This is a genomic window from Virgibacillus sp. MG-45 (genome assembly GCF_036409425.1).
Lineage (GTDB): Bacteria > Bacillota > Bacilli > Bacillales > Amphibacillaceae > LDC-1.
This window is the reverse complement of record NZ_JAXOFU010000001.1, coordinates 157,699-180,082: the sequence shown is the minus strand read 5'-3', so window position 1 is coordinate 180,082 and position 22,384 is coordinate 157,699. Positions and strand designations below refer to the sequence as shown.

Genomic DNA, 22,384 nt, shown 5'->3' with positions numbered 1-22,384 from the left:
AAAATAACGAATCGGTGGTCATGCAAAATGACCACCGATTTTTTTACTTCTGTCGATTGCAATGCCGCCAGATGTGTAGCTAGAAGCTCTTAAAATGGCGGTATATCCATATTTATCTCGAATCTGATCCATCACGAATCCAATATCCTTACGCTTACTTGTATCTTGAAAAAGGCTGAGCTGTGTTTCATTGTCATCAGACAAGTTATCAAGTGTCACATACACCCGGCGGATGCTACTATGTCCATCATAAAACTGATGAAATAATTGCATACAAACGTCGTACATATCCATGGTGGTGTTTGTTGGAAGGAGGAGGGATCGGGATCTGCTAAAGCCACCACCAACCTCTTTCGAATAGCCAACACCAAGGTGGACCGTTTTTCCTACCTTTTTTGCAGTTCGTGCTCGTCGGCAGGCTTCTTCACATAAATCAAGGATGCAAACCGGAATATCTTCCTTGGAATAGTCTTGTAATAAGGTCATTCCATGTCCAAAGCCTTTTTGTTCTGTTTTCGTAAAGTTTCCAAAGACAGGGCTTAAGTCAATCCCCCAGGCATGCCAATAGAGTTGTTCTCCCATTACGCCATATCGTTTTTTTAAGTGCTGTAGATCGGTCTTTGCTAATTGTCCGAGGGTAATAATTCCCATTCGATTAAGATTTCGCTTCATATTACTGCCAATCCCCCAAATTTTTTCAATTGGAGCGGGCCACAGCTTATTTTCAACATCTTCATATCGACACTCGGCAATGCCAGTTTTCTTTGCGTGGAGATCCATGACAACCTTAGCAAGAAATTTATTATCGCCGATGCCGATAGAGCATGTAATACCAAAAGAGTGCAGGATATCTTCTTTAATGGTATGCGCGATTTGATGTACATCCCCGAAGAGCTTTTGTAAGCCATCCACTGTAATCCAAACCTCATCAACCGAATACGGGTGAATTGCTTCTTTAGGCGCATAATTGTTGAGGAGCCTTGTAATAGCAAGTGAGACTTCAACATAATCTGCCATATGGGCTTGAACGATAACGAGGCTTGGATCATCGGTTGGAAGCTCAAAAAATCTACTTACATTACTTATCCCGTATTTTTGTTTTAAAGCAGGCGAAGCGGCTAAAACAATGCTGCCTGATCGGCTTGGATCTCCAACAACTGCAAGTAATGCTTTCATTGGATCAAGTCCAAGCTTTATCGCTTCAACACTTGCATAAAAAGAACGCATATCAATACAAAGTACATCATGACGAGGAAAACGTGTGTAGTCCATTTTATCTCCTCCAAAAATAGAACATTTGTTCTTATTATACCAAGAAGAGATCGAACTACCAATGGGAAAAAATGGTGCATGGAAAAGGCTTGTATCAATCTAATTAAATCCGTATTTGGGAATAAAAAACAAAGCAACCGCTTTCAAAATAACAAAAATATTTTCTTAATAAAAAATAGTCAAAAAACAATAGACAAATAAAGTAGAGGGTGATATATTACATACAATATTTTAAAAATTGCAACATGAGGAGGGTATTACATGCTTAGTAATCCACTAATTGCTACAGTAATGATTTTCGCACTAATTGCATTTGGAGAGTGGCTTTCCATTATTTCAAGGGCAAGAATTCCGATGCTGCTCACTGCCATGGTAGGCTTTCTTGTATGTGTATGGACAGGGGTTTTTCCAACGGATATTTTAGAAAAATCTACGTTGCCTGCACTTGGAGCTATTTTAATCGGACCAGCTATTACACACATGGGTACGTTAATTCCCTTCTCGTTATTAAAGAGTCAAATAAAAGCGGTTCTCATTGCTCTAGGCGGACTAATTGTATCAGGGATTTTAATATTAACGATTGTACCGTTGGTCTTTGATTATCCAACAGCGGTGGCGGGAGTTGGTCCAATTAGTGGAGGCATTATTGCATTACTTATTACTTCGGAAAAGCTAACAGAAATCGGCTTATCAAGCTTGGTCATCATTCCAGCATTAATCGTAGCATTTCAAGGTGTGATGGGCATGCCAATTGCGATGAGCTTTATGCGAAGGTATGCAGCAAAAATTATTCAGGAAATGGACAAAGGGACATTTGTTCCAATGGTAAAGGAAGTAGATGAGATAGAAGGCGGAAAGAAAGCTGAAGGCTTAGACCCGCTAAAATCAAGTATGACTTTAAAGCTGTTCTATGTGTTTGTTGGTGCGGGAATTGGTGTAGCATTAGGAAGCGTTACCCCTATTCATTATAGTCTATGGTGTCTAGCAATTGGGATTGTAGGTTTAAAGCTTGGATTATTAGAGGAAAAATCACTTGAGAAGGCAAATTCGTTTACGATTACGATGATTGGTATCATTTTTGTAGTGATTGGTACGATGGCAGATGTTACTCCAGGAGATGTATTAGAAAATCTTCCAAGCATTGTCCTTATTCTTGTTATCGGTACAATTGGCATAACTATTGGTGGATATGTTACCTCGAAATTAGTGAAATGGCATCCATATAAAGGAATGCCTGTAGCGTTGACAGCATTATTTGGTTTTCCTGGTGATTACATTCTTTGTGAAGAAGTTAGCAGGAGTACAGCTAGAAATGAAAAGGAATCCTCCATCATTTTTAATGAACTTTTAGCTCCGATGCTTATTGGTGGTTTTACAACAGTTACGATAGCTTCGGTTGTGTTAGCAGGTATATTAGTACAAACATTATAGCTCTATCTTTAATTGAAAATAAGAAGCTGCTTAGCAGCATAGGATTATAAAAAGCTTACTCTATATAAGGGAGGACATAGCATGGCAATCGTATTTAAAAATGGACGAGTGATAGATGGCAATGGTGGTGAACCAATTTCAAAGGGGCTAGTAGTTGTTGAAGGAGCCTACATTGCTTATGCAGGACCTGAAGATGGATATGAATTAAAGGGGGAAGAACAAGTTGTTGATGCGCAAGGTGGTACGATCATGCCAGGCTTGATTGATACACACGTACATATGATGATGGAATATTCCCCATTAGCGGAACGATTAGCAACTCCATTTTCATTTATGTATTATCAAGCCGCGCAATATTTAAAAACGACTTTACATGCGGGAATCACTTCTGTAAGAGATGCCCTTGGAACCGATTTAGGCGTGAAAAAGGCTGTAGAGGAGGGGGTTATTCCTGGTCCGAGGCTACAGCTAAGCATTAATGCCTTAACAATAACAGGTGGGCATGGGGATGGTTATACGGTCTCTGGAAAGGAAATGGACATTTTGCCATCAGATTATCCCGGTATGCCAAATGGGAAGTGTGATGGTATCGAAGAAGTTAGAAGAAAGACGAGAGAAATGCTACGGGCTGGTGCTGAGGTTATCAAGGTACATGCAACGGGCGGTGTATTAAGTGCAACCGATCATCCAGAATTCACCCAGTTTTCCTTAGAGGAGTTAAAGGTCATTGTAGAAGAAGGACGATTCCGTAAAGGGATAAAAGTAATGGCACATGCACAGGGAGCAGAAGGAATAAAAAATGCGGTACGAGCAGGAATTCATTCGATCGAGCATGGTATATTTATCGATGATGAAGCAATTGAATTAATGCTGGAAAACGGAACTTATTTAGTGCCTACTTTGCTCGCACCGGTGGCAGTTTTAGAAACGGCCAAAGAAACAGGAATGCCAGAAACAGCTGTGCAAAAATCAAAGGAAGTAATCGAACAGCACCAAGCAAGCTTTCAAAAAGCGTACCGTGCAGGTGTTAAAATTGCAATGGGAACCGATGCTGGTGTCATGAAGCACGGCACAAACCTCCGAGAGCTTGGACTAATGGTTGACGGAGGAATGACGCCAATGGAGGCGATTGTGGCTTCCACAAAAACCGCTGCAACTTGTCTAGGCTGGGAGGATCGAGTTGGAACGTTGGAAAACGGAAAGCTTGCCGATGTAATTATTGTGAAAGGAGATCCGTTAGCTGATATTTATTCTCTTGCCAATAATAATACGGTGCAAGTCGTTATGAAAAATGGCAAAATCGAAAAAAATGTATTATAGGTGATGAGGCTGCCAAATTGGCGGCCTTATTATTTTTTATAAGAATTGGTCTTTACTGGAAAGTGGCACGAAGGATAGTATATGATATTCATAAAAGCACAGAAAGCTTATTGGAGGATAAGGGATGACTGCCAAAATCATATTTGCTTCAAATAAATTGGAAAATATTAATGACCAACAAATAAAGCAAATGGTTGACAAACAAGGGCTTGGTCAATTCATTTCCGCACAAAGAACAGCACAAGGTGCAATGGGACAAACGATGTATGTTTGCACGACAAAGGGAGATTATGTGTTAAAAGGAAACCCGTTGTATGAAGGGCAGCTTAAAGAGGAAAAATACTTTATTGAACAGCTTCATAAACACACGGATATTCCCGTTCCAGTCCCATACATTCTTGATGAATCTGAAGATATTTTCGGATGGAACTATGCAATTATGCCTCGTCTCAGTGGATATCATCTAACAGATAAACAGCTTTACGAAAAGCTTCCTTATGAGGAGAAAGTAAAAATCGCCGAGAGGATCGCACATACATTAACAGCATTTCATCAATGGCGGGTTCGTGATTGTGGAGAATTAAATCCATTAACATGTTCTATTACTCCATTCCAAGAGGGATACCAAGCTTGGCTATATAAACGAATTTATTTTTGGTTACAGGATGCAACGAAGTATTCATTGATTTTACCGAAGGATATCGCATGGGTGCAGCACATATTAGATACATCGCAATCCGCATTTGCAGCGTTTTCATCGCCATGCTTTGTGATGGGAGATTTTAAACCGGGAAATTTTTTGATTGATCACACAAAAACGGAAGGATGGAAAGTAAGTGGTGTCTTTGATTTTACGAACGCTTACTTTGGTGATCCATTATCTGATTTAATAAAGCTTGTCACGCTATATATAGATAAGGAAGAAGAGAGCATCGCCTTGCATTTGATGAAAACGTATATAAACGGTTGTATGCATTCGTATGAAAAAACGGAAATAAAGCAACGTCTTATGGTGCACATGCTTCATCAGCGTATATTGGATTGGGGATGTGCAAAGGCTATAAATAAAGTCGATTGGGATAATGATCTTGCATTCTTTATATGGGCTAGTCGTTACACAGAGAAGGTTGCAGATTTCGTAGACAAAATCGATAACCCTTCCTGCTTACATCAATAAAGCAAGGAATTTTCTGAATTAATTTGATCATAAGCTGTGTATAATTTCTGATTTCGTGGTATAATACGTTTAGAAGTTAATTTATCATTAAAAACCGCCCCATGCGGATGCATGGAACGGTTACAATAGACCAACCCCAGCAAGAGGGGAAGGCACGATTTGGGAATAACCCTTCACGTCTCGGCTAAAGCACATGAGGGGTTATTTTTTATTGTTCTTCTCGGACATGATAAAAGCGATTAACATGCCAAATGAAATCATCAGCGTTAATACACCCTCCATATCCATAGGCATCACCCCCCTTCAAGGAAAACATCCTAGAAGGTTAACAGTGTGCCCGAACCCCTCATGTGAAGCCGGCCTATTGTTAACTAAATTATACCATATTCGATCGTATGTTCCTAATTTTTTTTGGCTATTTATAGTCCGAAACGAAAGGATGCTGCTTATGCACAGCATCTTTTTTTGATTTTAAATATTTTTTGAATTTATTTCGTCATCCCCCCTCAAAATTCGACACAATGGCGTATGAATGATAGATATTTTCAAAATAAAAGATGAAAAAGGCAAAACCATTGAAAGGTGGTGACGCAAAGCTAGAGGGACTAAAGATGTTTAATGGAGAATATCTATGTCAGCCAGCTGCCGTGTTACATAGGAACTAAAAATTGTCTTTATAGTACTCAAGGAGAGAAGTCAAATGGAGAATAAACTAAAAAAAATCTTAACAACGACTGTGTTTGCGGGGACTTTACTCGTTGCAAACTCCGCCTACGCGGATACAACTGGAGTAGAGGGGAATAACACAACAAAGGAGCCAGCAACCGAGCAAGCAGGAATGACACCTGATCATTTCTTTTATTTCTTTGATAAGCTTGGAGAAAATATGCAGTTGCTCTTTACAACAGATCCAGAAAAAGAATCAGATCTATTATTACAATTTGCTAATGAGCGCTTATCTGAAGCAGATCAAATGGCAGGAAAAGATAAAGATAAGTACGTTAATAAACTTATCGATGCTTATTTAACAAATTTAGAAAAAGCACAGGAAAATGTGGCGGAAATTGTAATTTCAGAGAAAATCGATCAAACAGTAAAAGAGGATTTATCGACAAAACTGGAAGATGTAACGTCCGTTTCTGATGCTGTAACAGAAAAACTGGAAGAAGAAAAAGCAGTAACCCTAGAGGAAAAAAGACAAGAAGCTTATTTAGTTGCTAATGTAGTAAAAGACCTTGATCCAGAGAAAGTAAAAACACTTCGTGAACAAGGATTTGGCTTTGGTGAAATTGTTAAAGTAGTGGCTTTAGCACAAGAAAGTGGTAAAACAGAAGATGAAATCGCAGCCATGTTAAAAGAAGGAAAAGGATATGGCGAGATAGCGAAGGAATTAAATGTAGATCCAGGTCAAATTATGAAAAAAGTAATTAAGAAAAAAGAGAAGTATATTGACCAAATGGTTGAAAAAGCAAAAGAAGCTGGCGATGAAACTGCGCTTCAAAATCTTCTAAAAGCAAAGGAAAACATTAAGCGTAAGAAAATCGAGTTTAAAATTGTCAAAGAATATGCAGAACTTGAAGAGGAAATCAAAGAAGAGTTATTAGAAATTCAAGAAGATTTAGCTGCTGGAAAGATTACACAGGAAGAAGCAGACCGAAAAATAAAAGAATTACAAGAAGAAGCAGCAGAAGAATTTAATGAGTTAAAAGAGGAAGCGGAAGAAGAAGCAAGAGAAGAAGATGATGATGACCTTGATGATGAGCAAGAAGATAAAGATGATGAAGCAGAAGAATTAGCAGAAAAGCAAAAGGAAAAAGCTGAAAAAGCACGTGAGAAACGAGAAGAAGCAGAAGAAAGAGCAAGAGAAAAAGCTGAAAAAGCACAAGAGAAACGCGAAGAAGCTGAAGAAAAAGCAAGAGAAAAAGCTGAAAAAGAGCGCGAGAAACGAGAAGAAGCAGAAGAAAGAGCAAGAGAAAAAGCTGAAAAAGAACGCGAAAAACGCGAAGAAGCTGAAGAGAAAGCAAAAGAAAAGGCTGAAAAAGCCAATAAAAAAGAAGCCGATGATGACGATCAAGAGGACGATGAAGATTAATTGAACTTGGCTGGAACAAAACAATTTTTCATCCGAAAAGTCCGAATGAAATAATGATGATAATCATTTAAATTTAATTGCATGCAGTTGAAATGGGTGAGATTCCTTCAGGAACAGGAACCATGGAACGCAGACTAAAATCGCTAAATCCTGTGGCAACGTCTGCGCTAGCCTGTCCTGTACGTCGAACACCAACACGGAAAAGCAGACTTTCTTTTCCGTGTTAGCTGTGGCCGTGCCTGGGGAAAGCGAACCCATTTTTAAACTGTGATGCTATTGTTCATATTTTGAGGCAAACGATTTCGTATTGTCTCATTCTTATTTGGATTTACTTAAAGAATTAATGGGTAGTAGAAAAAGACTTTACCCCCAACATGGAAACACGTATGATTATTCTAGAAATGATTATTCGATCGGGGGAAATGGAATGCAGGAACTGGAAATCGCCGATTACGTTACATTAGCTGCGGAGGGCGATGAGCTAACAAGAGAAAAGCTAATCCGGCATTACAGACCATATATTATAAATGTAGTCGGTCAAATTTGTAAAAGGTATGTTACGTGGAGTGATGAAGAAGCAAGCTTAGGATTATTAGCGTTTAATCGCGCAATCGATACATATGACAAGAAAGAACGAAAATCATTTCTAAATTATGTCTATTTATTAATAAAAAGAGATTTAATTGATTTTTACCGAAAAGAAACAAAGATGCAGCACGTTCCGTTAGTTATACCCAAAAAAGATGGGACAGGCAATGTAAATGTGTATGATGTAGAAAAATCAATGGATACATATCAGCAATCTATGGAAGAAGAAGATTTAGTTGAAGAAATATTGGAATTAAATGAAGTACTGCATCAATATGATATTGCATTTGAGGAATTAGAGAGATACTCCCCGAAGCATCGAGATACGCGTTATATGCTACAACAATTGGTAGGAGAATTTTTAGTTTATCAAGATTTAGTAGCGGAATTCAAGCAAAAGAAACAGCTGCCTGTAACCCTTTTCTTAAAACGTACAGGCTATAAGCGGAAAACAGTGGAGCGTCATCGAAAATACATTGTTACACTCCTCGTGTTAAAGCTTCATCCCGAATGGAACAGGCTGTCGGAATATGTAGAAGGATCTGCTAGAAAGTGGGGGAAATCATGAAGACGAAACAATATGATGGAATAGTTGTCAAAGTAACTTCAACAGATATTGTACTCTTATGTTCAGATGGACAATTTAAAAATGTTCCCCGTGCTAAAAATGATGTACCTCGTATTGGACAAGCATATACTTATACAGAAAAACGACAAATGCCATTTTATAGAACAACAAAAATTTTGACTGCAATAGCTATTATCTTTATATCTCTTGTTGCTTATACCATGCTAGATACAATGAAAAAAGATGAAGCATATGTCTTCGCCCTTGATATAAATCCAAGCTTGGAAATATATACGGATAAAGATTTTCAAGTAATGCGCGTAAAGTCATTAAATAAGAATGCTAGCGCTGTTGTAGAAGGTATTAAAAATAAGAATAAAGCACTTTACGAATATCTTGATGAAGTCGTGACAAATTCTGTGAAAAAGCATTATTTATCAAAAGAACATAACAATCGGATAGCTATCACAGTTGTATCACTAGGGAAAGATGAACATTCGCTACCAAGTGAAAAGGTATTGGAACAAAAGGTCCAGCAATCTTTAAAGGCTCATGCGATTGCTTCTGTTGTTACGATAAGAAAGGGAAATAAAAATTTATTAGAAGAAGCAAGAAATGTAAATTTATCCTTAAATAAATATCAAGTCTATGATGAATTAAATAAATTAGGTGTACGTGTTAGTGTAAAGGACTCACGAGAAAAATCAATTTCTACCATTTTGAATGAGAACAAACAAAACATTAAAGAAGCAGTAAAAAGAAATAAATCAAAAAAGCCAACAACGAATGCTCCTGCTACACCTAAGAAAGAAAAGTCGTATACAAATGATGAAAAGAAAGATCGCGAGCCAGTTCAAGATAAAAGTGAACAACGAACAGACGATGATGATAATAATGAGGAAGATCGACAAGAATTAATAGATGAAAAGAAAGAGCGTGAAAAAGAAAGACGTGAAGAGCAGGCAGAACGTGAAAAGGAACGTCAAGAAAAGTTAGCAGAAGAAAGAGAAAAGAAACGTGAAAAGCAAAACGAATTAGAAGAAAAAGAGCGTGAAAAACAAGAAGAAATGAAAGAAAAAGAGCAGGAAAAAGAGGAAGCGGAAGAAGATTAAGCACATTGTAATGGAATGTTATTAATAGCGGTTTGCATAAGAGTCTTCTTATGCAAGCCGTTGTTTAATTGACATATAAAAAAGTAAAGAAGACGGCCTCCTAGATTAGACGTAGGAGGCCATTTTTAAAGAAGTAGTCGTTATGCTGCTCGTTTCTTTTCAGATTTGTCTACGACGGCAGCACCAACGATATCGCCGATGACATTTGAAGCAGTTCCGGCCATTCCAATAATGGCATCTACACCCGCAATAAGTGCAACAATTTCAAGCGGTAATCCAAACATACTCAAAACAGCTGATAAAGTAACTAAACCAGCAGCAGGAACACCAGCAGTTCCAATCGATAACAATGTCCCTATTAAGATAATGATAAGAAAATCAGTTGGAGAAAGTGCTAGATTCGTTATGTTTGCAGCAAAGACGAGTGAAACCCCCATACGTAAAGCACCACCATCAGAATTAAAAACAGCACCTAATGGTAGGGCAAAATTTGCGGTAGTTTCGGAAACACCAGCTTTTTTTGCGGATTGAATTGCAATTGGTAACGATGCAATACTGCTTGATGTAAAGAAAGCAGTCGTATAAGCTTCTTTTGTCTCCTTAAAGAAGGAGAGGATTGGGGTGCCAGAAAGTTTAAGAAATGCTGTATAAACAAATACCCAAAGCAAAAGAATACCAATGTAAAACACAGCTGTAAATTTAAAAAGCGATTGGATTGTTGACCAGCCTTGACCGCCAAAGGCAGAAGCACTAATAGCAAAAATACCAATTGGTGCGTATAAAAGAACCCCTTGCAAAATCTTATAAAACATTTCATTTAAAGCAGTAAAAAACGTATCGAGCATAGTTCCATATTCCTTCATCTTTTTATCAGTAGAGAATCGCATGGATGAAATAGCAACACCAATAATGATAGCTAAAAACAATATTGCCATTAAATCGCCAGCTGTAAATGCTGCAAAAATGTTTTTAGGAACGATTTGAAGTAAGATGTCAGAAAAGCTTGGTGTTGTTGGTTTGTCGACTTGTACATTTGGTAAAGAAAGATTTTCACCAGGGTTAATCCAAAGTGCTAGGCCTAAGCCTATTAATACGGCTGCTGCAGTAGTAGCAACATAGTATAAAATCAGTTTTCCACCCATTCTTCCGAGCTTTGTTATGTTCATTTTATTAACAGCGAGTACAACAGTAAGAAAGATAACTGGGATAGCAACTAAGCTAAGTAAATGAATGAGTAATGTGCCAAGCGGTGCAACAATACTTGCTTGTTGACGAAAAATGATTCCGAAAAGAATTCCTAATAAAAAAGCAACTGACATTTTTAATACAAATGATGTAGATTTGTATTTTTTCCATATGTTCATCATGGTTATTCCACGCCTTTTTCGATAGATTTAATGTGTATTCTTATCTTACCAAAAAAAGACGGATTACTACATTCAGATGATGTAAATGTGAAAAATAACCCTTTTTGAATGATTTATGATGACAATGAAAGCATGGATTGTTTCATTTTTTTGTAGAATATGTGACAAAACGTTGATTTCACTCTTTTTCCTCTGAATTATATTAGATTTTAAAGTATAATTAGTGGGAGAAAGAGAGGAATGTAAGTATGTCAAAAATGCTTTATTTTTTTATTATAGTTTCATTTTTAGATACATTTATACAGCTTCCGATTATTACTCCTTTTGCAATAGAATTGGGAGCTTCGGAAATATTAACTGGTGCAATCGTCGCAGTATATTCCTTAACCAATATGGTTGGAAATATAATCGGTGGGCATTGGATTGATAAATATGGTCGAAAGCGGATGCTTTTTACAGGGATGATATCTGTTTTTGTTATTTTACTGTTTTACCCACTTGCACAATCTGGTGAGCAGTTGTTCGTCGTTCGCTTTATGCATGGGTTAGCAGGAGGTCTCTTAATCCCTGCAGCATTTGCTTATATCGGAGATCAAACAATAAAAGGATCTCGAGGAAAAACGATGGCATATACTGGAGCGGCAATCGGAATCGCTGCTATTATCGGGCCTGCTATTGGTGGATCAATGGCGGCGCGCTCTGAAGTAGAATATGTCTTTTTACTTGTGGCAGGATTGTTCTTTATTACATCACTGCTTGTACTAAAATATCTTCACGAGTCTTTTGTTTCTAGAGAACGTGGGAAAGTCAATTTAAAACATTTTATTCCGTTATTAAAAACACCTGCATTGCTTCAAGCGTCACTTGGTGCATTTGCCTTAATGGTGAGTAATGGAACACTTGCATTTGCTTTGCCACTTAAGGTTCAGGAATTAGGAATGACAACAGAAACAACGGGCATGCTGTTGAGTACGTTTGGAATTATGGCCCTTGTCGTGTTCTTAACGCCAATTAATCAAATATATGATCGGTTCAGCCCTTTATCTTTAGTAGCTGCTGGACTCACACTAATTGGAATAGCCCTCTTTATTTTAAGTGTTACCCCGTTCTTATGGATTGGAATTGTAGCAATGATCGTTTATGGAACTGGCTTTGCCTTTGTATTTCCTTCCATGAATCGAATGGTAGCTGATGCGTCAACACAAGTAGATCGCGGAAAGGCGTATGGTATTTTTTACGCGTTTTTCTCTTTAGGTGTTGTTGCCGGTTCGTTTATTTCAGGAATTATTACAGAGATATGGGGAATTCCGTTTATATTTAGCGGTGTAATGATGCTCTTTAGTGCAGGGCTGCTTCTTTATATTGCTAAAAAAAGCAGTTTTCATACACGTGCAAGAAAAATTTCCCTTTAATATTTTAAGACGTATAACCAATCCTATTCTATGAAAGGAGAGGTTATACAATGAGCCAACAATTACGAAATGTAATGACTTCGGACGTTGTAACTGTAAACGAAACACAGTCTGTTCAAGAAGCAGCAGCTTTAATGAGTGAAAAGAATATTGGCGCAATACCAGTCGTGAATAATAGTGGTCAAATGACTGGCATTATTACAGATCGTGATATTACGTTAAGAGCAACTGCACAGGGGGAAGCAGCTCAAACCCCAGTATCCCAAGTGATGACTGCGCAGCGTGTTGTGCAAGCAACACCTGAAATGGAAGTGGAGCAAGCTGCCCAGCTCATGGCACAACAACAAATTCGTCGCTTGCCAGTCGTTGAAAATGAAAACATCGTCGGGATGGTTTCACTTGGTGATTTAGCTGTTGATAAGCAGCATGATCAAAAGGCGGGACAAGCGTTATCTAGTATATCCACTCCTTCCGCGCCACAGCAATAGAGAAGATAGCCTCTCATTTTTTGAAGTGAGGGGCTATTTTTTGTTTTACATGGTAAAATGAGGAAAAATGAGGGGGGAGTAGATGGAGCCTATAACACGGAATGAGATCCCATTAAAAATAAAGAAAAAATGTGGTGATATCGTAAAGATTTCTTTTCCAAAACAAGGATGTACATCAGATGTCGCATTTATAGAAACAAAAGAAATCGATTATGTATTGAAACGAGCAAAAGGAAACCAGTATCGGTCTTGGCTAGAGAAAGAAATAGAGGCTTTAGAAATGTTGGAAAAAACGAGCTTACCGACCCCAAAGGTCTATGAGAAAGTAGTACAACAGGAGTTAAATCAATGCTGGCTATTAATGGAAAGACTAAAGGGAATCTCGCTAGGAGAGGTGCTTAATACAGCTGTAGAAAAAGAACAAAAAGAAAAGCTGCTTTTTCAGTATGGAAAGATATTAAAAACAATACATCTTACTCCGTGTCCGAAAGAATGGCAACAGGCGAATAATATTTGGTTAGATGATATGCTCGATAATGCCATGATTAACTTAACGCATTATCAAGTAGATGGCTCACCAAGCTTACTGCAGAAGCTGAAACAGAACAAGCCTGCTTTTTATCCACAAAGACTAATTCATGGGGACTTTACTGTTGATAATGTATTAATTAGTGATGGGAAGATTAGTGGTGTCATCGATTGGAGTGGAGGTGCATATGGAGACCCACGTTATGATGTTGCACTTGCCATTCGCCCGAAGCCATTCGCTTTCCAAACGGAAGAAGATAGGATCCATTTTTTTGCGGGATATGGCGAAAGGTTACTAAACAAGATGGAATATACATATTTTGCGGAAGGATTATACGAATTTTTTTAAGAGTTTTTTTATAAAAGATAGTAGGTCATTTACCTTAAATATATCTGAAAATTTATAAAATATAGTAAAAAAAACGTCTGTTTTTTAAAATATTTCCAATGTTATTCAATAAATTTTAAAGTAATAAAGCTTAATTTTATTGGGGTTTCCTATTTTCTCTCAAGATGAAAGGGATATTTTTGATAAAAAATAGGCAAATAGTTCGAAAAAAATGGTTCGAATCGACATTTTTTTCCCAACCCATAAGAAGCAGGATATCAGCTCTTTTTTTAGAATACATATGTAAATCTTAAAAAGGAGGAATTTGCAATGAAATCTAAGTTTCTGAATGGGTTGGCTATCGCATTATTTATTATCGGGATGCCAATAGTAAGTGAAGCTGCTGTCAGTCAAGGTGGAGAAGAATTGACGAAGGAGACGTTAGAAGGTAGTTCTGTTACTGAAAGTCGCTTTGTCAAAGATGAAGTTATCGTAAAGTTTAATGAAACCGTATCAAATAAAGTGCAGCAAGAGCTTTTAAAGAAATTGGATGCCAAAGAATTGCCAGATTTAGATGCTGTCAAATCTCCGTTTAAGATATTAAAGGTAAAAAATGTTGAAGCAGTAGTGAAAGCATTGAATAATAATCCAAATGTGGCATATGCAGAGCCAAACTTTAAATTTAATGTAGCGTGGTCACCGAATGATACGTATTTTAGTCCTAACTATCAATATGGGTTATTCCATACGTATGCCAATACAGCCTGGGATGTTGCTAAGGGGAGCACGGGTCAGGAAATCGCTGTCTTGGATACAGGTGTTGATTATAATCATGCCGATTTAGATGGAAAAACAATTCTTGGATATGATTTTGTTGATCAAGATTATACCCCTAATGATTTAAATGGGCACGGAACACATGTCGCTGGAATTGCTGCGGCAGAAACAAATAATGGAGTTGGTATTGCAGGGATGGCTCCCAATACTCGAATACTCGCAGTTAGAGTACTTGATGCAAGAGGAAGTGGGTCACTTGCTAATGTTGCGGATGGGATAAGATTTGCGGCAGATAATGGCGCAGAAGTTATTAATCTATCACTCGGATGTGATTGTAACACAACAACATTAGAAAATGCAGTTAATTATGCATGGAATAAAGGAGCAGTTATTATTGCAGCAGCTGGAAATGATGGTGTATCCACAACATTTGAACCTGCCTCCTATGCAAATGTAATCGCAGTTGGTGCAACAGATCGTAATGATCGAAAAGCAAGCTTTTCGAATTATGGTACATGGGTAGATGTAATGGCACCAGGAGTAGATATTGCTTCTACCTATCCTAACAATCGTTATGTTTATTTATCAGGTACATCTATGGCTTCTCCTTATGTAGCAGGATTGGCAGGTCTATTAACAGGTCAAGGGAAAAATAATTCCCAAGTACGTGCAGCAATTCAAAATACTGCTGATACAATCCCAGGAAAAGGAACCTATTTTAAGTATGGAATAATAAATGCCTTTGATGCAGTAAACTATTAGTATAGAAAAAAGAGCAACGTTCCACTTTACTTTGTGGACGATGCTCTTTTTTTATTAAGGAATTTTTTTGACTATTCATGGCTTTTTTGCCGTTATTTATAATCTATTTTACGACTTAGTAATACCAAGCTGCTCCAACAATTACTAAGAGGATAAACAATACAACGATAAGCGCAAAAGCACTACCTGCGCCAGCGCCGTATGCAGGAGCTGAATATCCATATCCTCCACATCCACAACCATAAGACATAACAATTCCTCCTTACTTACTTATTTGATTAGTACCCAATGTAGGCAGCACCTACGATAACTAAAAGAATAAACAACACGACTAGTAGGGCAAATCCACCACCATAGCCGTATCCAGCACCTCCAGCAGCTCCGCTCATAAACAAACACCTCCATACGCTATTTATTTTCAATATATGCAGTCAGGAATGGTTGGTATAGTTGTTATCCCATTTTTTTAACGATTAGGCGTTGTTCATAGATAGTTAGATTAACCTTTTGAACATTTGGGGGATTTTTAAATTTCTGTGTGGTTACTATCCCTGACTAATTGGCAGCTTTAATCAATGTGTGATTTATATTAGCACCAAGCTGCTCCTACGATGACTAGTAGGATAAATAATACAACGATTAAGGTAAAGGTTTTTCCCGCTCCGTACGCTGGCGCTACTGGAGCTGTGTAACCATAACTTGGGCAACCATAACCATATCCTCTACCGAAACTCATTTAAATTCCCCCTTTCTAATTAGAATTTCACTGTGAATGTTGCATTAAAGAAGGGAAGTGTGTCACGTGAAATGTTACATAGGAAATGCTCGTTGTAGGTGAATTCTTATTGCGATTAATAGCCGCAGCAAATAAATTTTTTTCTCCTTCTTTCAAAAATGCCACGGTAGCCAATCTTATAGATGCCGGGGTTGTAATTGGCGAAAAGAACGCTGGTGTATTTCTATATTTGTGTAAGAATACTACACAGTGATTAGCAAAGAACACCATGTTCTTTTGCAATTAATATATGTAAAGCGACTAAGTTTGCTATGGTTATTCCCCCAAATCCGCTGTATTAGGGCAGATGCCTAGTGGAGGTTTTTTCTCCTAATTTTCGAAAGTGCATGTGAATCGAGATGACAAGGTTTTTCAAATGATGTGAATTATTCTCCGCATTTTCCCTGATACAGTTGTCCCTTACGGTAAATAAACGATCTACATATAATGTCATATGTTCATAATTTTTGGAGGTGAAATAATGTCTGTACAGCACTATCATCAATTATGCAATCGTTATAAAGGTAGGGCAGTTGAGATTAAAACGAGAGATGGAAGAGTCCATCGAGGAATTATTCAAAATGTAGATCACAATCGTGTTTATCTACGTCCGCTTGGTCAAGGCGGGGGATATGGATACGGATTTTACGCACCGTTCTATGGGTTTGGCTTCGGTCTTGCGCTTGGTGCAATTGCCTCATTTGCATTACTTCCATTTTTCTTATGGTAATATTGCGATGTAAAAATAGAAAAAAATGAACAATTGGTTCATATGGTTGTTTTTAATAATCCCCTTTTACGTTAAGAAAACAGACGGCGTATTATTTCCGTCTGTTTTCATTTTCCATAAAAAGTCCAGCTATTTGTTCGGAAGGAATTTTAAATAGGGTTTTACTATCGCATGTATGTTTTAATAAATATTGCTTTACTTTATAGTACCCTGCACAATAACCAGCCATTTTAGGGTAAAAACGCATTCCATATAAAATATCTCGATGTTTTCGGAGCGCTTTTGGTAAATCGTACGATGGAAGAATAATATCATTCCATATTTTTTCTAATTGTTTATCTGAATAAAGGGAGGTCCAGCTTGCAGTATATGCTTCTCCAAACCTTTCTTGAACAGCATTTTCGGCGAGCCCTTCTAAAATGATTGAATCTAAAAGTATATAATCTGCTTCGTCTTTTTTATCATAATGCAATCGACAAACATGATTATATTCATGTGTAAAGAGTGCTTTTATTTCTGTTGCGGTGTTTTTTTCGGATACGAATAAGAAGAGTTTGTCGCGAAAGGATAATCCTGATTTAGAATTATAATTATCTCGAAGCTCCTTGTTGTATGAATCAGAGGGAAAGATAAAGATAGGAATATCTGGTCCGTTCCATTTTGCTTTTAGTTTTTTTACGTCTGATCGAACGAGCTCCCATATTTTCATTTTATTTAGCTTCTCAATAATAGTATTGTCTTTTCCTAGCTGTCTATCTAACCCGTGCATTTGTAAATATCGAAGGATATTTACACCATCATATCCACTGAAATAGGGACTGAGTTTTTCCCCGATTGATTGAGCATCTCCATCGTTATCGAGCAACCAATTGTTCGTTGGAATAACGCCCATTTTTCTACCTCCTCGCTTTAGGGTTTATCTTAATAGCCTTTCAACACCGCCTTAATAAAAGTGTATGTATTGCTTCGTATCTATGGCACTATCTCGAAAGTAGTGAAAATTTACTAAATGCTGGACATTTATCTTTTTCAAAGTAATAGAATCTAGAATATGATAGTACAAATCGGAAAATAGGAGGTGATGCAGGATGTTTCCGTTTGGACCCCCACCGAATCAAGGTCCGCCTCAGCAGCCACCAAGACCAGGACTTTTTTCTAATCGCCCGCCATTTCAACAACCTTTTCAACAGCAGCCTCCTCAGCAAAAAAATACAACATCTAACCTAATGTCTATGTTTCAAACCCCTGATGGGAATTTTGATATGAATAAAATAACCAATACAGTTCAACAAGTAGGAAAATTATATGGTCAGGTAAGTCCGATGTTAAAGTTTTTTAAATAAGAATCCATCATCGTTAGATTTCGTAGATATGGAACAATTGGCTGCTGTAGTCATACAATAACGTATGAAAAATTAAAGGCGGAATGTGATTTGGAAAAAAATAAATACTTGGAGTGTTTGGCATATATGGGAATTGGTGGTGCACATCCCGGAGGATTACTAGCTACCAAATACGTGCTTAATGAAGTGAGCATCCCAAGAGGACTAAACATCCTAGACGTTGGATGTGGCACAGGTCAAACAGCAGCCTTTCTCGAAAAACAGTATGAGGCAAACGTAACCGCACTAGATAATCATGAAATGATGGTAGAAAAAGCTTTAAAAAGAAAGGAACAGGAGCAACTCACAATAAACGTTGTAAATGGCAATGTAGAAGCACTTCCTTTTGCAGACGATTCATTTGATATGGTTATTTCTGAATCGGTGCTTGCATTTACGAATGTATCAAAAGCGATATCAGAAATATGTCGTGTATTGAAAGACGATGGTATCTTCTATTGCATTGAGATGGTGCTAGAGAAATCGAGTAAAGAGCTTAATCAGATTACTGATTTTTATGGAATGGAAAAAATATTTAAAGAAGAGGAATGGGTGTCTTTACTTCAGAATGCTGGCTTTAAAATGACTAATTCTAAAACGTTTGAATATGATATCCATCAGATAACAGTTGATGACGCACCTGAATTTCAGCTTTCAGAAAGCGTTGATGATGCACATGTAGATACACTGCTAGAGCACGATTATTTAACAAAACAATTTCAGAAAGAGCTTGGTTTCCGTATTTTTCATTGTAAGCTGTAAGGATATGAATTGGTGTGTTTATCAGACAATAAAACAAAATGGGGATGGTTAAGGGATGCTAATAACAAAAGCTACAAATGATGAAATAAAGTTTATCCAAAGCCATTCCCTTGTTGTAATGCATGAGGCTACAGTTGGAATGGTAAAGCCAAGTGAATTGCTCGTACAGACAATGGCATCCTTTTTAGCAGATGGTGGATATTATCTTGTCTTTAAAAAAGACTTCCAAATCCAAGGATGGATTGGTGTCGGAAGAACGTTTGATATGTACTCGAACGAAATAATTGGCATGTTAACCGAGCTTTATGTCTTTCCCCGATATAGAAAGCAAGGTATTGCAAGAAAATTATTTATAGATGCATGTCAAAGATTAGAACAAGAAGGCTATTCGAAAGTACAATTAAATGTATTTGCTGGAAATGGAGCAAAGCTGCTTTATGAGGAATTAGGCTTTTACGATGTGATGACATTAATGGAGAAAAAATTTAAAGATTAGAAAATAATTAAGCCGGGCATAAGTTCCGGCTATCTTTTTGTTCCGGTAAGTAGCTTGGAAAATCAGAAGGAATGTAAAACTTATCATTATCAATATACATTCCATTCAATAAGCGACTTTTCGGATGTTAGATTCCTTGCCCATGTAAAGAAAAATCCCGAAAAAAGCATTCGCAATAGAGGGATGCGAATGCCATTAGAATAAAGGTTATTCCTCATGGATGTCGATATATTTTCGGTTTTGATTCTTTTTGGGTATTAGAACCTTTAATTTACCGTCTTCAAATTGTGCTTTCGTTTCTTTTTCTGGGATTGTAAATGGTAATGTGATAAACCGTTCCATTCGTTGCAAGGAGCGTTGACTATGGAAATATTGCTTGTTATCATGTTGTGTTTTCTGTGATGCCTTATCCTCCGCAGCAATGCGTAATTGATTTCCAATTATCTCTAGCTCGATTTGATCACGCTTATAGCCAGGTAAGTCCGCCTCCACAATGACATTTGCTTCCGTTTCACGCACATCAACCCAAAATGGTCTTAAATGAAAGATTGAATTGGCTTCACGAAAGGATTCATTGAAAAAGCGGTCCATGTGTTTAACGAAATCCCTAAAAGGAGACATATCCACATCGAAGCGGGAAAGGTTATTCTTTCTAGAATCCATATCATTTCCTCCTCCAATATTAATTTACATTAATAACCTATGCGTGAAATAGGAAAGAGTAGTGGGCGAATAAAACTATTTTATGATTAGCTTGAATCAATGTGAATGCATAAAAAGGAGAGTCACAACAGACAATAAGTAAAAATGTTCCTGTTATTTTTGAAGGGGGACGTAAAGTGAATGAAACGTTAGTTGTATTCTCTAGAGCACTAATTGCTTTTTTTTCTTTGTTGATTTTTGCGCGTATTCTTGGCAAACAGCAGGTAAGCCAGCTTACTTTTTTTGATTATATTCTTGGAATAACTATTGGATCTATTGCAGGTTCGCTTACCATTGATTTAGCAAATAGTACATGGGCACATTGGGTGGGACTTGCAGTTTGGGCATTGTTTGTATTAATTTTTCAATGGTTAACAATTAAGCGGAGAAAGCTAGAAAAATATATTGATGGGGAGCCGACGATTGTCATCCAAAAGGGGAAGCTATTGGAGGACAATATGAAAAAAATGCGATATCGGCTAACAGATTTATTAGTTCAGCTTCGACAAAATGGTGTTTTTGAGATGACGGAAGTAGACTATGCGGTCCTTGAAACAGATGGAAAGCTATCGATATTAAAAAAACCGGAATATCAACCAGTTACATTAAAGGATTTGCGGTTAAAACCGAGTTATAAAGGGATGAGTACGGAGCTTATTTATGACGGAGAAGTGATGGAGAAAAATTTACAGCAACTTCGTTTAAATTATGCTTGGTTAGAAAAACAAATAAACGATTTTGGATTTCAACATCCAAAAGAGGTATTTTTAGCAGTGATTAATGAAGCAGGAACTATTTTTATCGATGGCTATCAAGATAAATTGCAGCAACCAAAAGATATAAGTGACTATAAGGATCTAGAATGGTGATGATATGAAGAAAGGTTGGCTGAAGATAATCCCAATCATGGTGTTGGCGGTGTTTATTTTTATTATGACCTCAGGTGCTTTCTTGAAGCAACCATTATGGGGGGATGATGATGTTATCCATTATATAAAGCAAGTGGAAGGTAGTGTGAAAGAAAATGATTGGAAGAACGCTACCGAGAGCTTAAAAAAAGCGCAACATGCATGGAACAAAGTAGTGATGCGCATTCAATTTAATGCAGGACAGGATGAAATAAATGATATTAGTAGAATGCTTGAACGGGCACATGGACATATTGATGCCAAGGATCAGATTGGAGTCATTGCAGAAATGGCGGAATTTCGATATGTGTGGGCGGAAATTGGACATTAGCAGATGAGAGCGATGAATAGGATGCTACTCTTGTTCTTCTTCAAGGAAATGCTTGTATGGAATTGAAATATGATATAATTTTTGTGAATACAAACGTTTTTTAGCTAAGAAATGAGTAATTACTGAAAAACTTTTTTCAAGGGGGTAACTCGCTTGCCAATAGTTTGTCTAATCGATTATGTCAATGATATTTTTAATTCGGATGATTTGGAATGTATAAACAGGAAGGAATATGTGGTGTGAAGCCTCTGAACATAGCGGAGGGAAAGCTGGATACGGTCGGAATTGATGCTGGAGGAACATTAGTGAAGGTAGCTTATCAGTTGGATAACAAGTTATATCTTAAAACTTTTGCAACGACAGAATTGCATAAGCTATACAAATGGCTCGAGACGAATGCGCCAGATGCAAAGCTTGTTGTAACGGGTGGAAGAAGTATGGAAATAAAAGCACAAATAACACATGCTGCAAGCATTGCTGATGAATTTTTAGCTACGGTGACAGGAACCCGTTATTTACTCCAACAGAAAAGAAGTGAAGAAGCCTTTATTCTAGTTAATGTGGGGACAGGTACATCGATTTTTTCGGTGACGGCGGATCATTATGAGCGTCTCTTTGGAAGTGGAATCGGTGGAGGTTTGTGGATGGGTCTAGGAAGCTTGTTAACAGAGAAAGCTGATTTTAAGTCTCTGGTATCATTAGCATCAAACGGAGATCAGCAGAAGACAGACTTACTAGTGAAGGATATTTATCGACAAGGCGAAGCTCCACTTAATGGAAATTTAACGGCAGCAAATTTTGGCAAAGCACATTTAAACATGGAAGGAACGAAAGCAGATCGAATGGCTGCTCTTGCACAATTAATTGGCGAGACTCTTATTGTATTTTCGTATCAAGCGGCTGTTTCGAAAGGAGTTTCCTCTATCGTATTCGTTGGTAGCACAATACATGAAAATGCCCCATTAAAAAATGTGTTAGCTCAGTTTAAAGGGATGCTAGATTATGAACCTATTTTTTTAGAAAAAGGAACTCATGCAGGTGCAATTGGGGCATTATTTTTGGTTTAAGCGGAATTT

At 37.4% G+C, this 22,384-nt stretch carries 24 protein-coding genes and 1 riboswitch; of the genes, 17 read left to right on the top strand and 7 right to left on the bottom strand.

Going from position 1 to position 22,384, the window contains the following annotated elements:
* Positions 1 to 18 precede the first annotated feature (18 nt).
* Complete coding sequence (locus SPK86_RS00920) at positions 19 to 1,272, bottom strand: DNA polymerase IV (protein ID WP_284139366.1); 1,254 nt, start codon at positions 1,270 to 1,272, stop codon at positions 19 to 21.
* Between the two features lie 261 nt (positions 1,273 to 1,533).
* Here SPK86_RS00920 and SPK86_RS00915 point away from each other — a divergent pair, with 261 nt between their 5' ends.
* The 6 genes from SPK86_RS00915 to SPK86_RS00890 all read left to right on the top strand — a co-directional run bounded on the left by SPK86_RS00915 (position 1,534) and on the right by SPK86_RS00890 (position 9,560).
* Entirely contained in the window at positions 1,534 to 2,703 is a 1,170-nt protein-coding gene (locus SPK86_RS00915) for a hypothetical protein (protein WP_330948476.1), read from the top strand.
* Positions 2,704 to 2,784: 81 nt separating this feature from the next.
* Positions 2,785 to 4,023, top strand: a complete 1,239-nt coding sequence (locus SPK86_RS00910; RefSeq protein WP_330948475.1) for a metal-dependent hydrolase family protein — start codon at positions 2,785 to 2,787, stop codon at positions 4,021 to 4,023.
* Positions 4,024 to 4,147: 124 nt separating this feature from the next.
* On the top strand, positions 4,148 to 5,200 hold the full coding sequence (locus SPK86_RS00905; RefSeq protein WP_330948474.1) for a phosphotransferase family protein: 1,053 nt from the start codon (positions 4,148 to 4,150) through the stop codon (positions 5,198 to 5,200).
* 555 nt (positions 5,201 to 5,755) lie between these two features.
* Positions 5,756 to 5,850: riboswitch (cyclic di-GMP riboswitch) on the top strand.
* Positions 5,851 to 5,900: 50 nt separating this feature from the next.
* The gene (locus SPK86_RS00900; RefSeq protein WP_330948473.1) at positions 5,901 to 7,292 is read left to right on the top strand and encodes a DUF5667 domain-containing protein; all 1,392 of its coding nucleotides are present in this window, start codon (positions 5,901 to 5,903) and stop codon (positions 7,290 to 7,292) included.
* 427 nt (positions 7,293 to 7,719) lie between these two features.
* Positions 7,720 to 8,448 (top strand): RNA polymerase sigma-I factor, encoded by a 729-nt coding sequence (gene sigI, locus SPK86_RS00895; protein WP_284139361.1) that lies wholly within the window; start codon positions 7,720 to 7,722, stop codon positions 8,446 to 8,448.
* Complete coding sequence (locus SPK86_RS00890) at positions 8,445 to 9,560, top strand: anti-sigma-I factor RsgI family protein (protein WP_330948472.1); 1,116 nt, start codon at positions 8,445 to 8,447, stop codon at positions 9,558 to 9,560. The genes sigI and SPK86_RS00890 overlap by 4 nt, the downstream gene beginning before the upstream one ends.
* A 140-nt stretch (positions 9,561 to 9,700) precedes the next feature.
* On the opposite strand, the gene SPK86_RS00885 is transcribed toward SPK86_RS00890, so the two are convergent.
* Positions 9,701 to 10,927 carry a dicarboxylate/amino acid:cation symporter gene (locus SPK86_RS00885; protein WP_284139359.1) on the bottom strand — a complete coding sequence of 409 codons (1,227 nt, stop codon included), beginning with the start codon at positions 10,925 to 10,927 and terminating at the stop codon, positions 9,701 to 9,703.
* A gap of 248 nt (positions 10,928 to 11,175) precedes the next feature.
* On the opposite strand from SPK86_RS00885, the gene SPK86_RS00880 reads away from it, so the two are divergent.
* The 4 genes from SPK86_RS00880 to SPK86_RS00865 all read left to right on the top strand — a co-directional run bounded on the left by SPK86_RS00880 (position 11,176) and on the right by SPK86_RS00865 (position 15,222).
* Positions 11,176 to 12,339 carry an MFS transporter gene (locus SPK86_RS00880; protein ID WP_330948471.1) on the top strand — a complete coding sequence of 388 codons (1,164 nt, stop codon included), beginning with the start codon at positions 11,176 to 11,178 and terminating at the stop codon, positions 12,337 to 12,339.
* Positions 12,340 to 12,389: 50 nt separating this feature from the next.
* Positions 12,390 to 12,827 carry a CBS domain-containing protein gene (locus SPK86_RS00875; RefSeq protein ID WP_330948470.1) on the top strand — a complete coding sequence of 146 codons (438 nt, stop codon included), beginning with the start codon at positions 12,390 to 12,392 and terminating at the stop codon, positions 12,825 to 12,827.
* An 82-nt stretch (positions 12,828 to 12,909) separates the two neighbouring features.
* The gene (locus tag SPK86_RS00870) at positions 12,910 to 13,704 is read left to right on the top strand and encodes an aminoglycoside phosphotransferase family protein (protein ID WP_330948469.1); all 795 of its coding nucleotides are present in this window, start codon (positions 12,910 to 12,912) and stop codon (positions 13,702 to 13,704) included.
* Positions 13,705 to 14,013: 309 nt separating this feature from the next.
* Positions 14,014 to 15,222 carry a S8 family peptidase gene (locus SPK86_RS00865; RefSeq protein WP_330948468.1) on the top strand — a complete coding sequence of 403 codons (1,209 nt, stop codon included), beginning with the start codon at positions 14,014 to 14,016 and terminating at the stop codon, positions 15,220 to 15,222.
* A 115-nt stretch (positions 15,223 to 15,337) separates the two neighbouring features.
* On the opposite strand, the gene SPK86_RS00860 is transcribed toward SPK86_RS00865, so the two are convergent.
* From SPK86_RS00860 to SPK86_RS00850, 3 genes are all read right to left on the bottom strand, one after another.
* Positions 15,338 to 15,472, bottom strand: a complete 135-nt coding sequence (locus SPK86_RS00860; RefSeq protein ID WP_284139353.1) for a YjcZ family sporulation protein — start codon at positions 15,470 to 15,472, stop codon at positions 15,338 to 15,340.
* A gap of 28 nt (positions 15,473 to 15,500) precedes the next feature.
* Complete coding sequence (locus tag SPK86_RS00855) at positions 15,501 to 15,611, bottom strand: YjcZ family sporulation protein (protein ID WP_284139352.1); 111 nt, start codon at positions 15,609 to 15,611, stop codon at positions 15,501 to 15,503.
* A gap of 200 nt (positions 15,612 to 15,811) precedes the next feature.
* Positions 15,812 to 15,958 (bottom strand): YjcZ family sporulation protein, encoded by a 147-nt coding sequence (locus SPK86_RS00850; RefSeq protein ID WP_284139351.1) that lies wholly within the window; start codon positions 15,956 to 15,958, stop codon positions 15,812 to 15,814.
* 520 nt (positions 15,959 to 16,478) lie between these two features.
* Between SPK86_RS00850 and SPK86_RS00845 the strand changes: the two genes are divergently transcribed.
* The gene (locus SPK86_RS00845; protein ID WP_284139350.1) at positions 16,479 to 16,727 is read left to right on the top strand and encodes a hypothetical protein; all 249 of its coding nucleotides are present in this window, start codon (positions 16,479 to 16,481) and stop codon (positions 16,725 to 16,727) included.
* 91 nt (positions 16,728 to 16,818) lie between these two features.
* Here the strand turns inward: SPK86_RS00845 and SPK86_RS00840 are convergent, their stop codons facing one another.
* Positions 16,819 to 17,619: a DUF2268 domain-containing protein gene (locus SPK86_RS00840; RefSeq protein ID WP_284139349.1), complete on the bottom strand. Its 801-nt coding sequence runs from the start codon at positions 17,617 to 17,619 to the stop codon at positions 16,819 to 16,821.
* Positions 17,620 to 17,815: 196 nt separating this feature from the next.
* Here SPK86_RS00840 and SPK86_RS00835 point away from each other — a divergent pair, with 196 nt between their 5' ends.
* The 3 genes from SPK86_RS00835 to SPK86_RS00825 all read left to right on the top strand — a co-directional run bounded on the left by SPK86_RS00835 (position 17,816) and on the right by SPK86_RS00825 (position 19,367).
* Positions 17,816 to 18,070: a YppG family protein gene (locus tag SPK86_RS00835; protein ID WP_284139348.1), complete on the top strand. Its 255-nt coding sequence runs from the start codon at positions 17,816 to 17,818 to the stop codon at positions 18,068 to 18,070.
* A gap of 90 nt (positions 18,071 to 18,160) precedes the next feature.
* Entirely contained in the window at positions 18,161 to 18,871 is a 711-nt protein-coding gene (locus SPK86_RS00830) for a class I SAM-dependent methyltransferase (protein ID WP_284139347.1), read from the top strand.
* 55 nt (positions 18,872 to 18,926) lie between these two features.
* Complete coding sequence (locus SPK86_RS00825; protein ID WP_284139346.1) at positions 18,927 to 19,367, top strand: GNAT family N-acetyltransferase; 441 nt, start codon at positions 18,927 to 18,929, stop codon at positions 19,365 to 19,367.
* A gap of 207 nt (positions 19,368 to 19,574) precedes the next feature.
* Here the strand turns inward: SPK86_RS00825 and SPK86_RS00820 are convergent, their stop codons facing one another.
* Positions 19,575 to 20,030: an Hsp20/alpha crystallin family protein gene (locus SPK86_RS00820; RefSeq protein ID WP_284139345.1), complete on the bottom strand. Its 456-nt coding sequence runs from the start codon at positions 20,028 to 20,030 to the stop codon at positions 19,575 to 19,577.
* A 176-nt stretch (positions 20,031 to 20,206) separates the two neighbouring features.
* Between SPK86_RS00820 and SPK86_RS00815 the strand changes: the two genes are divergently transcribed.
* The 3 genes from SPK86_RS00815 (at position 20,207) to coaW (ending at position 22,375) form a co-directional block, all read left to right on the top strand.
* Entirely contained in the window at positions 20,207 to 20,938 is a 732-nt protein-coding gene (locus SPK86_RS00815; RefSeq protein WP_330948467.1) for a DUF421 domain-containing protein, read from the top strand.
* A gap of 4 nt (positions 20,939 to 20,942) precedes the next feature.
* A complete protein-coding gene (locus tag SPK86_RS00810; protein WP_330948466.1) occupies positions 20,943 to 21,308 on the top strand; it encodes a DUF4363 family protein in 366 nt (121 codons plus the stop codon).
* 212 nt (positions 21,309 to 21,520) lie between these two features.
* Complete coding sequence (gene coaW / locus SPK86_RS00805; RefSeq protein WP_330948465.1) at positions 21,521 to 22,375, top strand: type II pantothenate kinase; 855 nt, start codon at positions 21,521 to 21,523, stop codon at positions 22,373 to 22,375.
* Positions 22,376 to 22,384: the final 9 nt, after the last annotated feature.

Excerpts from the sequence above, each read along its gene's own strand:
- SPK86_RS00900 (WP_330948473.1), top strand. The coding sequence starts at position 5,901 with ATGGAGAATAAACTAAAAAAAATCTTAACAACGACTGTGTTTGCGGGG.
- SPK86_RS00850 (WP_284139351.1), bottom strand. The coding sequence starts at position 15,958 with ATGAGTTTCGGTAGAGGATATGGTTATGGTTGCCCAAGTTATGGTTAC.
- SPK86_RS00855 (WP_284139352.1), bottom strand. The coding sequence starts at position 15,611 with ATGAGCGGAGCTGCTGGAGGTGCTGGATACGGCTATGGTGGTGGATTT.
- SPK86_RS00915 (WP_330948476.1), top strand. The coding sequence starts at position 1,534 with ATGCTTAGTAATCCACTAATTGCTACAGTAATGATTTTCGCACTAATT.
- SPK86_RS00865 (WP_330948468.1), top strand. The coding sequence starts at position 14,014 with ATGAAATCTAAGTTTCTGAATGGGTTGGCTATCGCATTATTTATTATC.
- SPK86_RS00885 (WP_284139359.1), bottom strand. The coding sequence starts at position 10,927 with ATGATGAACATATGGAAAAAATACAAATCTACATCATTTGTATTAAAA.
- SPK86_RS00875 (WP_330948470.1), top strand. The coding sequence starts at position 12,390 with ATGAGCCAACAATTACGAAATGTAATGACTTCGGACGTTGTAACTGTA.
- SPK86_RS00910 (WP_330948475.1), top strand. The coding sequence starts at position 2,785 with ATGGCAATCGTATTTAAAAATGGACGAGTGATAGATGGCAATGGTGGT.
- SPK86_RS00870 (WP_330948469.1), top strand. The coding sequence starts at position 12,910 with ATGGAGCCTATAACACGGAATGAGATCCCATTAAAAATAAAGAAAAAA.
- sigI (WP_284139361.1), top strand. The coding sequence starts at position 7,720 with ATGCAGGAACTGGAAATCGCCGATTACGTTACATTAGCTGCGGAGGGC.
- SPK86_RS00860 (WP_284139353.1), bottom strand. The coding sequence starts at position 15,472 with ATGTCTTATGGTTGTGGATGTGGAGGATATGGATATTCAGCTCCTGCA.
- SPK86_RS00820 (WP_284139345.1), bottom strand. The coding sequence starts at position 20,030 with ATGGATTCTAGAAAGAATAACCTTTCCCGCTTCGATGTGGATATGTCT.
- SPK86_RS00810 (WP_330948466.1), top strand. The coding sequence starts at position 20,943 with ATGAAGAAAGGTTGGCTGAAGATAATCCCAATCATGGTGTTGGCGGTG.
- SPK86_RS00825 (WP_284139346.1), top strand. The coding sequence starts at position 18,927 with ATGCTAATAACAAAAGCTACAAATGATGAAATAAAGTTTATCCAAAGC.
- SPK86_RS00845 (WP_284139350.1), top strand. The coding sequence starts at position 16,479 with ATGTCTGTACAGCACTATCATCAATTATGCAATCGTTATAAAGGTAGG.
- SPK86_RS00835 (WP_284139348.1), top strand. The coding sequence starts at position 17,816 with ATGTTTCCGTTTGGACCCCCACCGAATCAAGGTCCGCCTCAGCAGCCA.
- SPK86_RS00890 (WP_330948472.1), top strand. The coding sequence starts at position 8,445 with ATGAAGACGAAACAATATGATGGAATAGTTGTCAAAGTAACTTCAACA.
- coaW (WP_330948465.1), top strand. The coding sequence starts at position 21,521 with ATGTATAAACAGGAAGGAATATGTGGTGTGAAGCCTCTGAACATAGCG.
- SPK86_RS00905 (WP_330948474.1), top strand. The coding sequence starts at position 4,148 with ATGACTGCCAAAATCATATTTGCTTCAAATAAATTGGAAAATATTAAT.
- SPK86_RS00920 (WP_284139366.1), bottom strand. The coding sequence starts at position 1,272 with ATGGACTACACACGTTTTCCTCGTCATGATGTACTTTGTATTGATATG.
- SPK86_RS00840 (WP_284139349.1), bottom strand. The coding sequence starts at position 17,619 with ATGGGCGTTATTCCAACGAACAATTGGTTGCTCGATAACGATGGAGAT.
- SPK86_RS00880 (WP_330948471.1), top strand. The coding sequence starts at position 11,176 with ATGTCAAAAATGCTTTATTTTTTTATTATAGTTTCATTTTTAGATACA.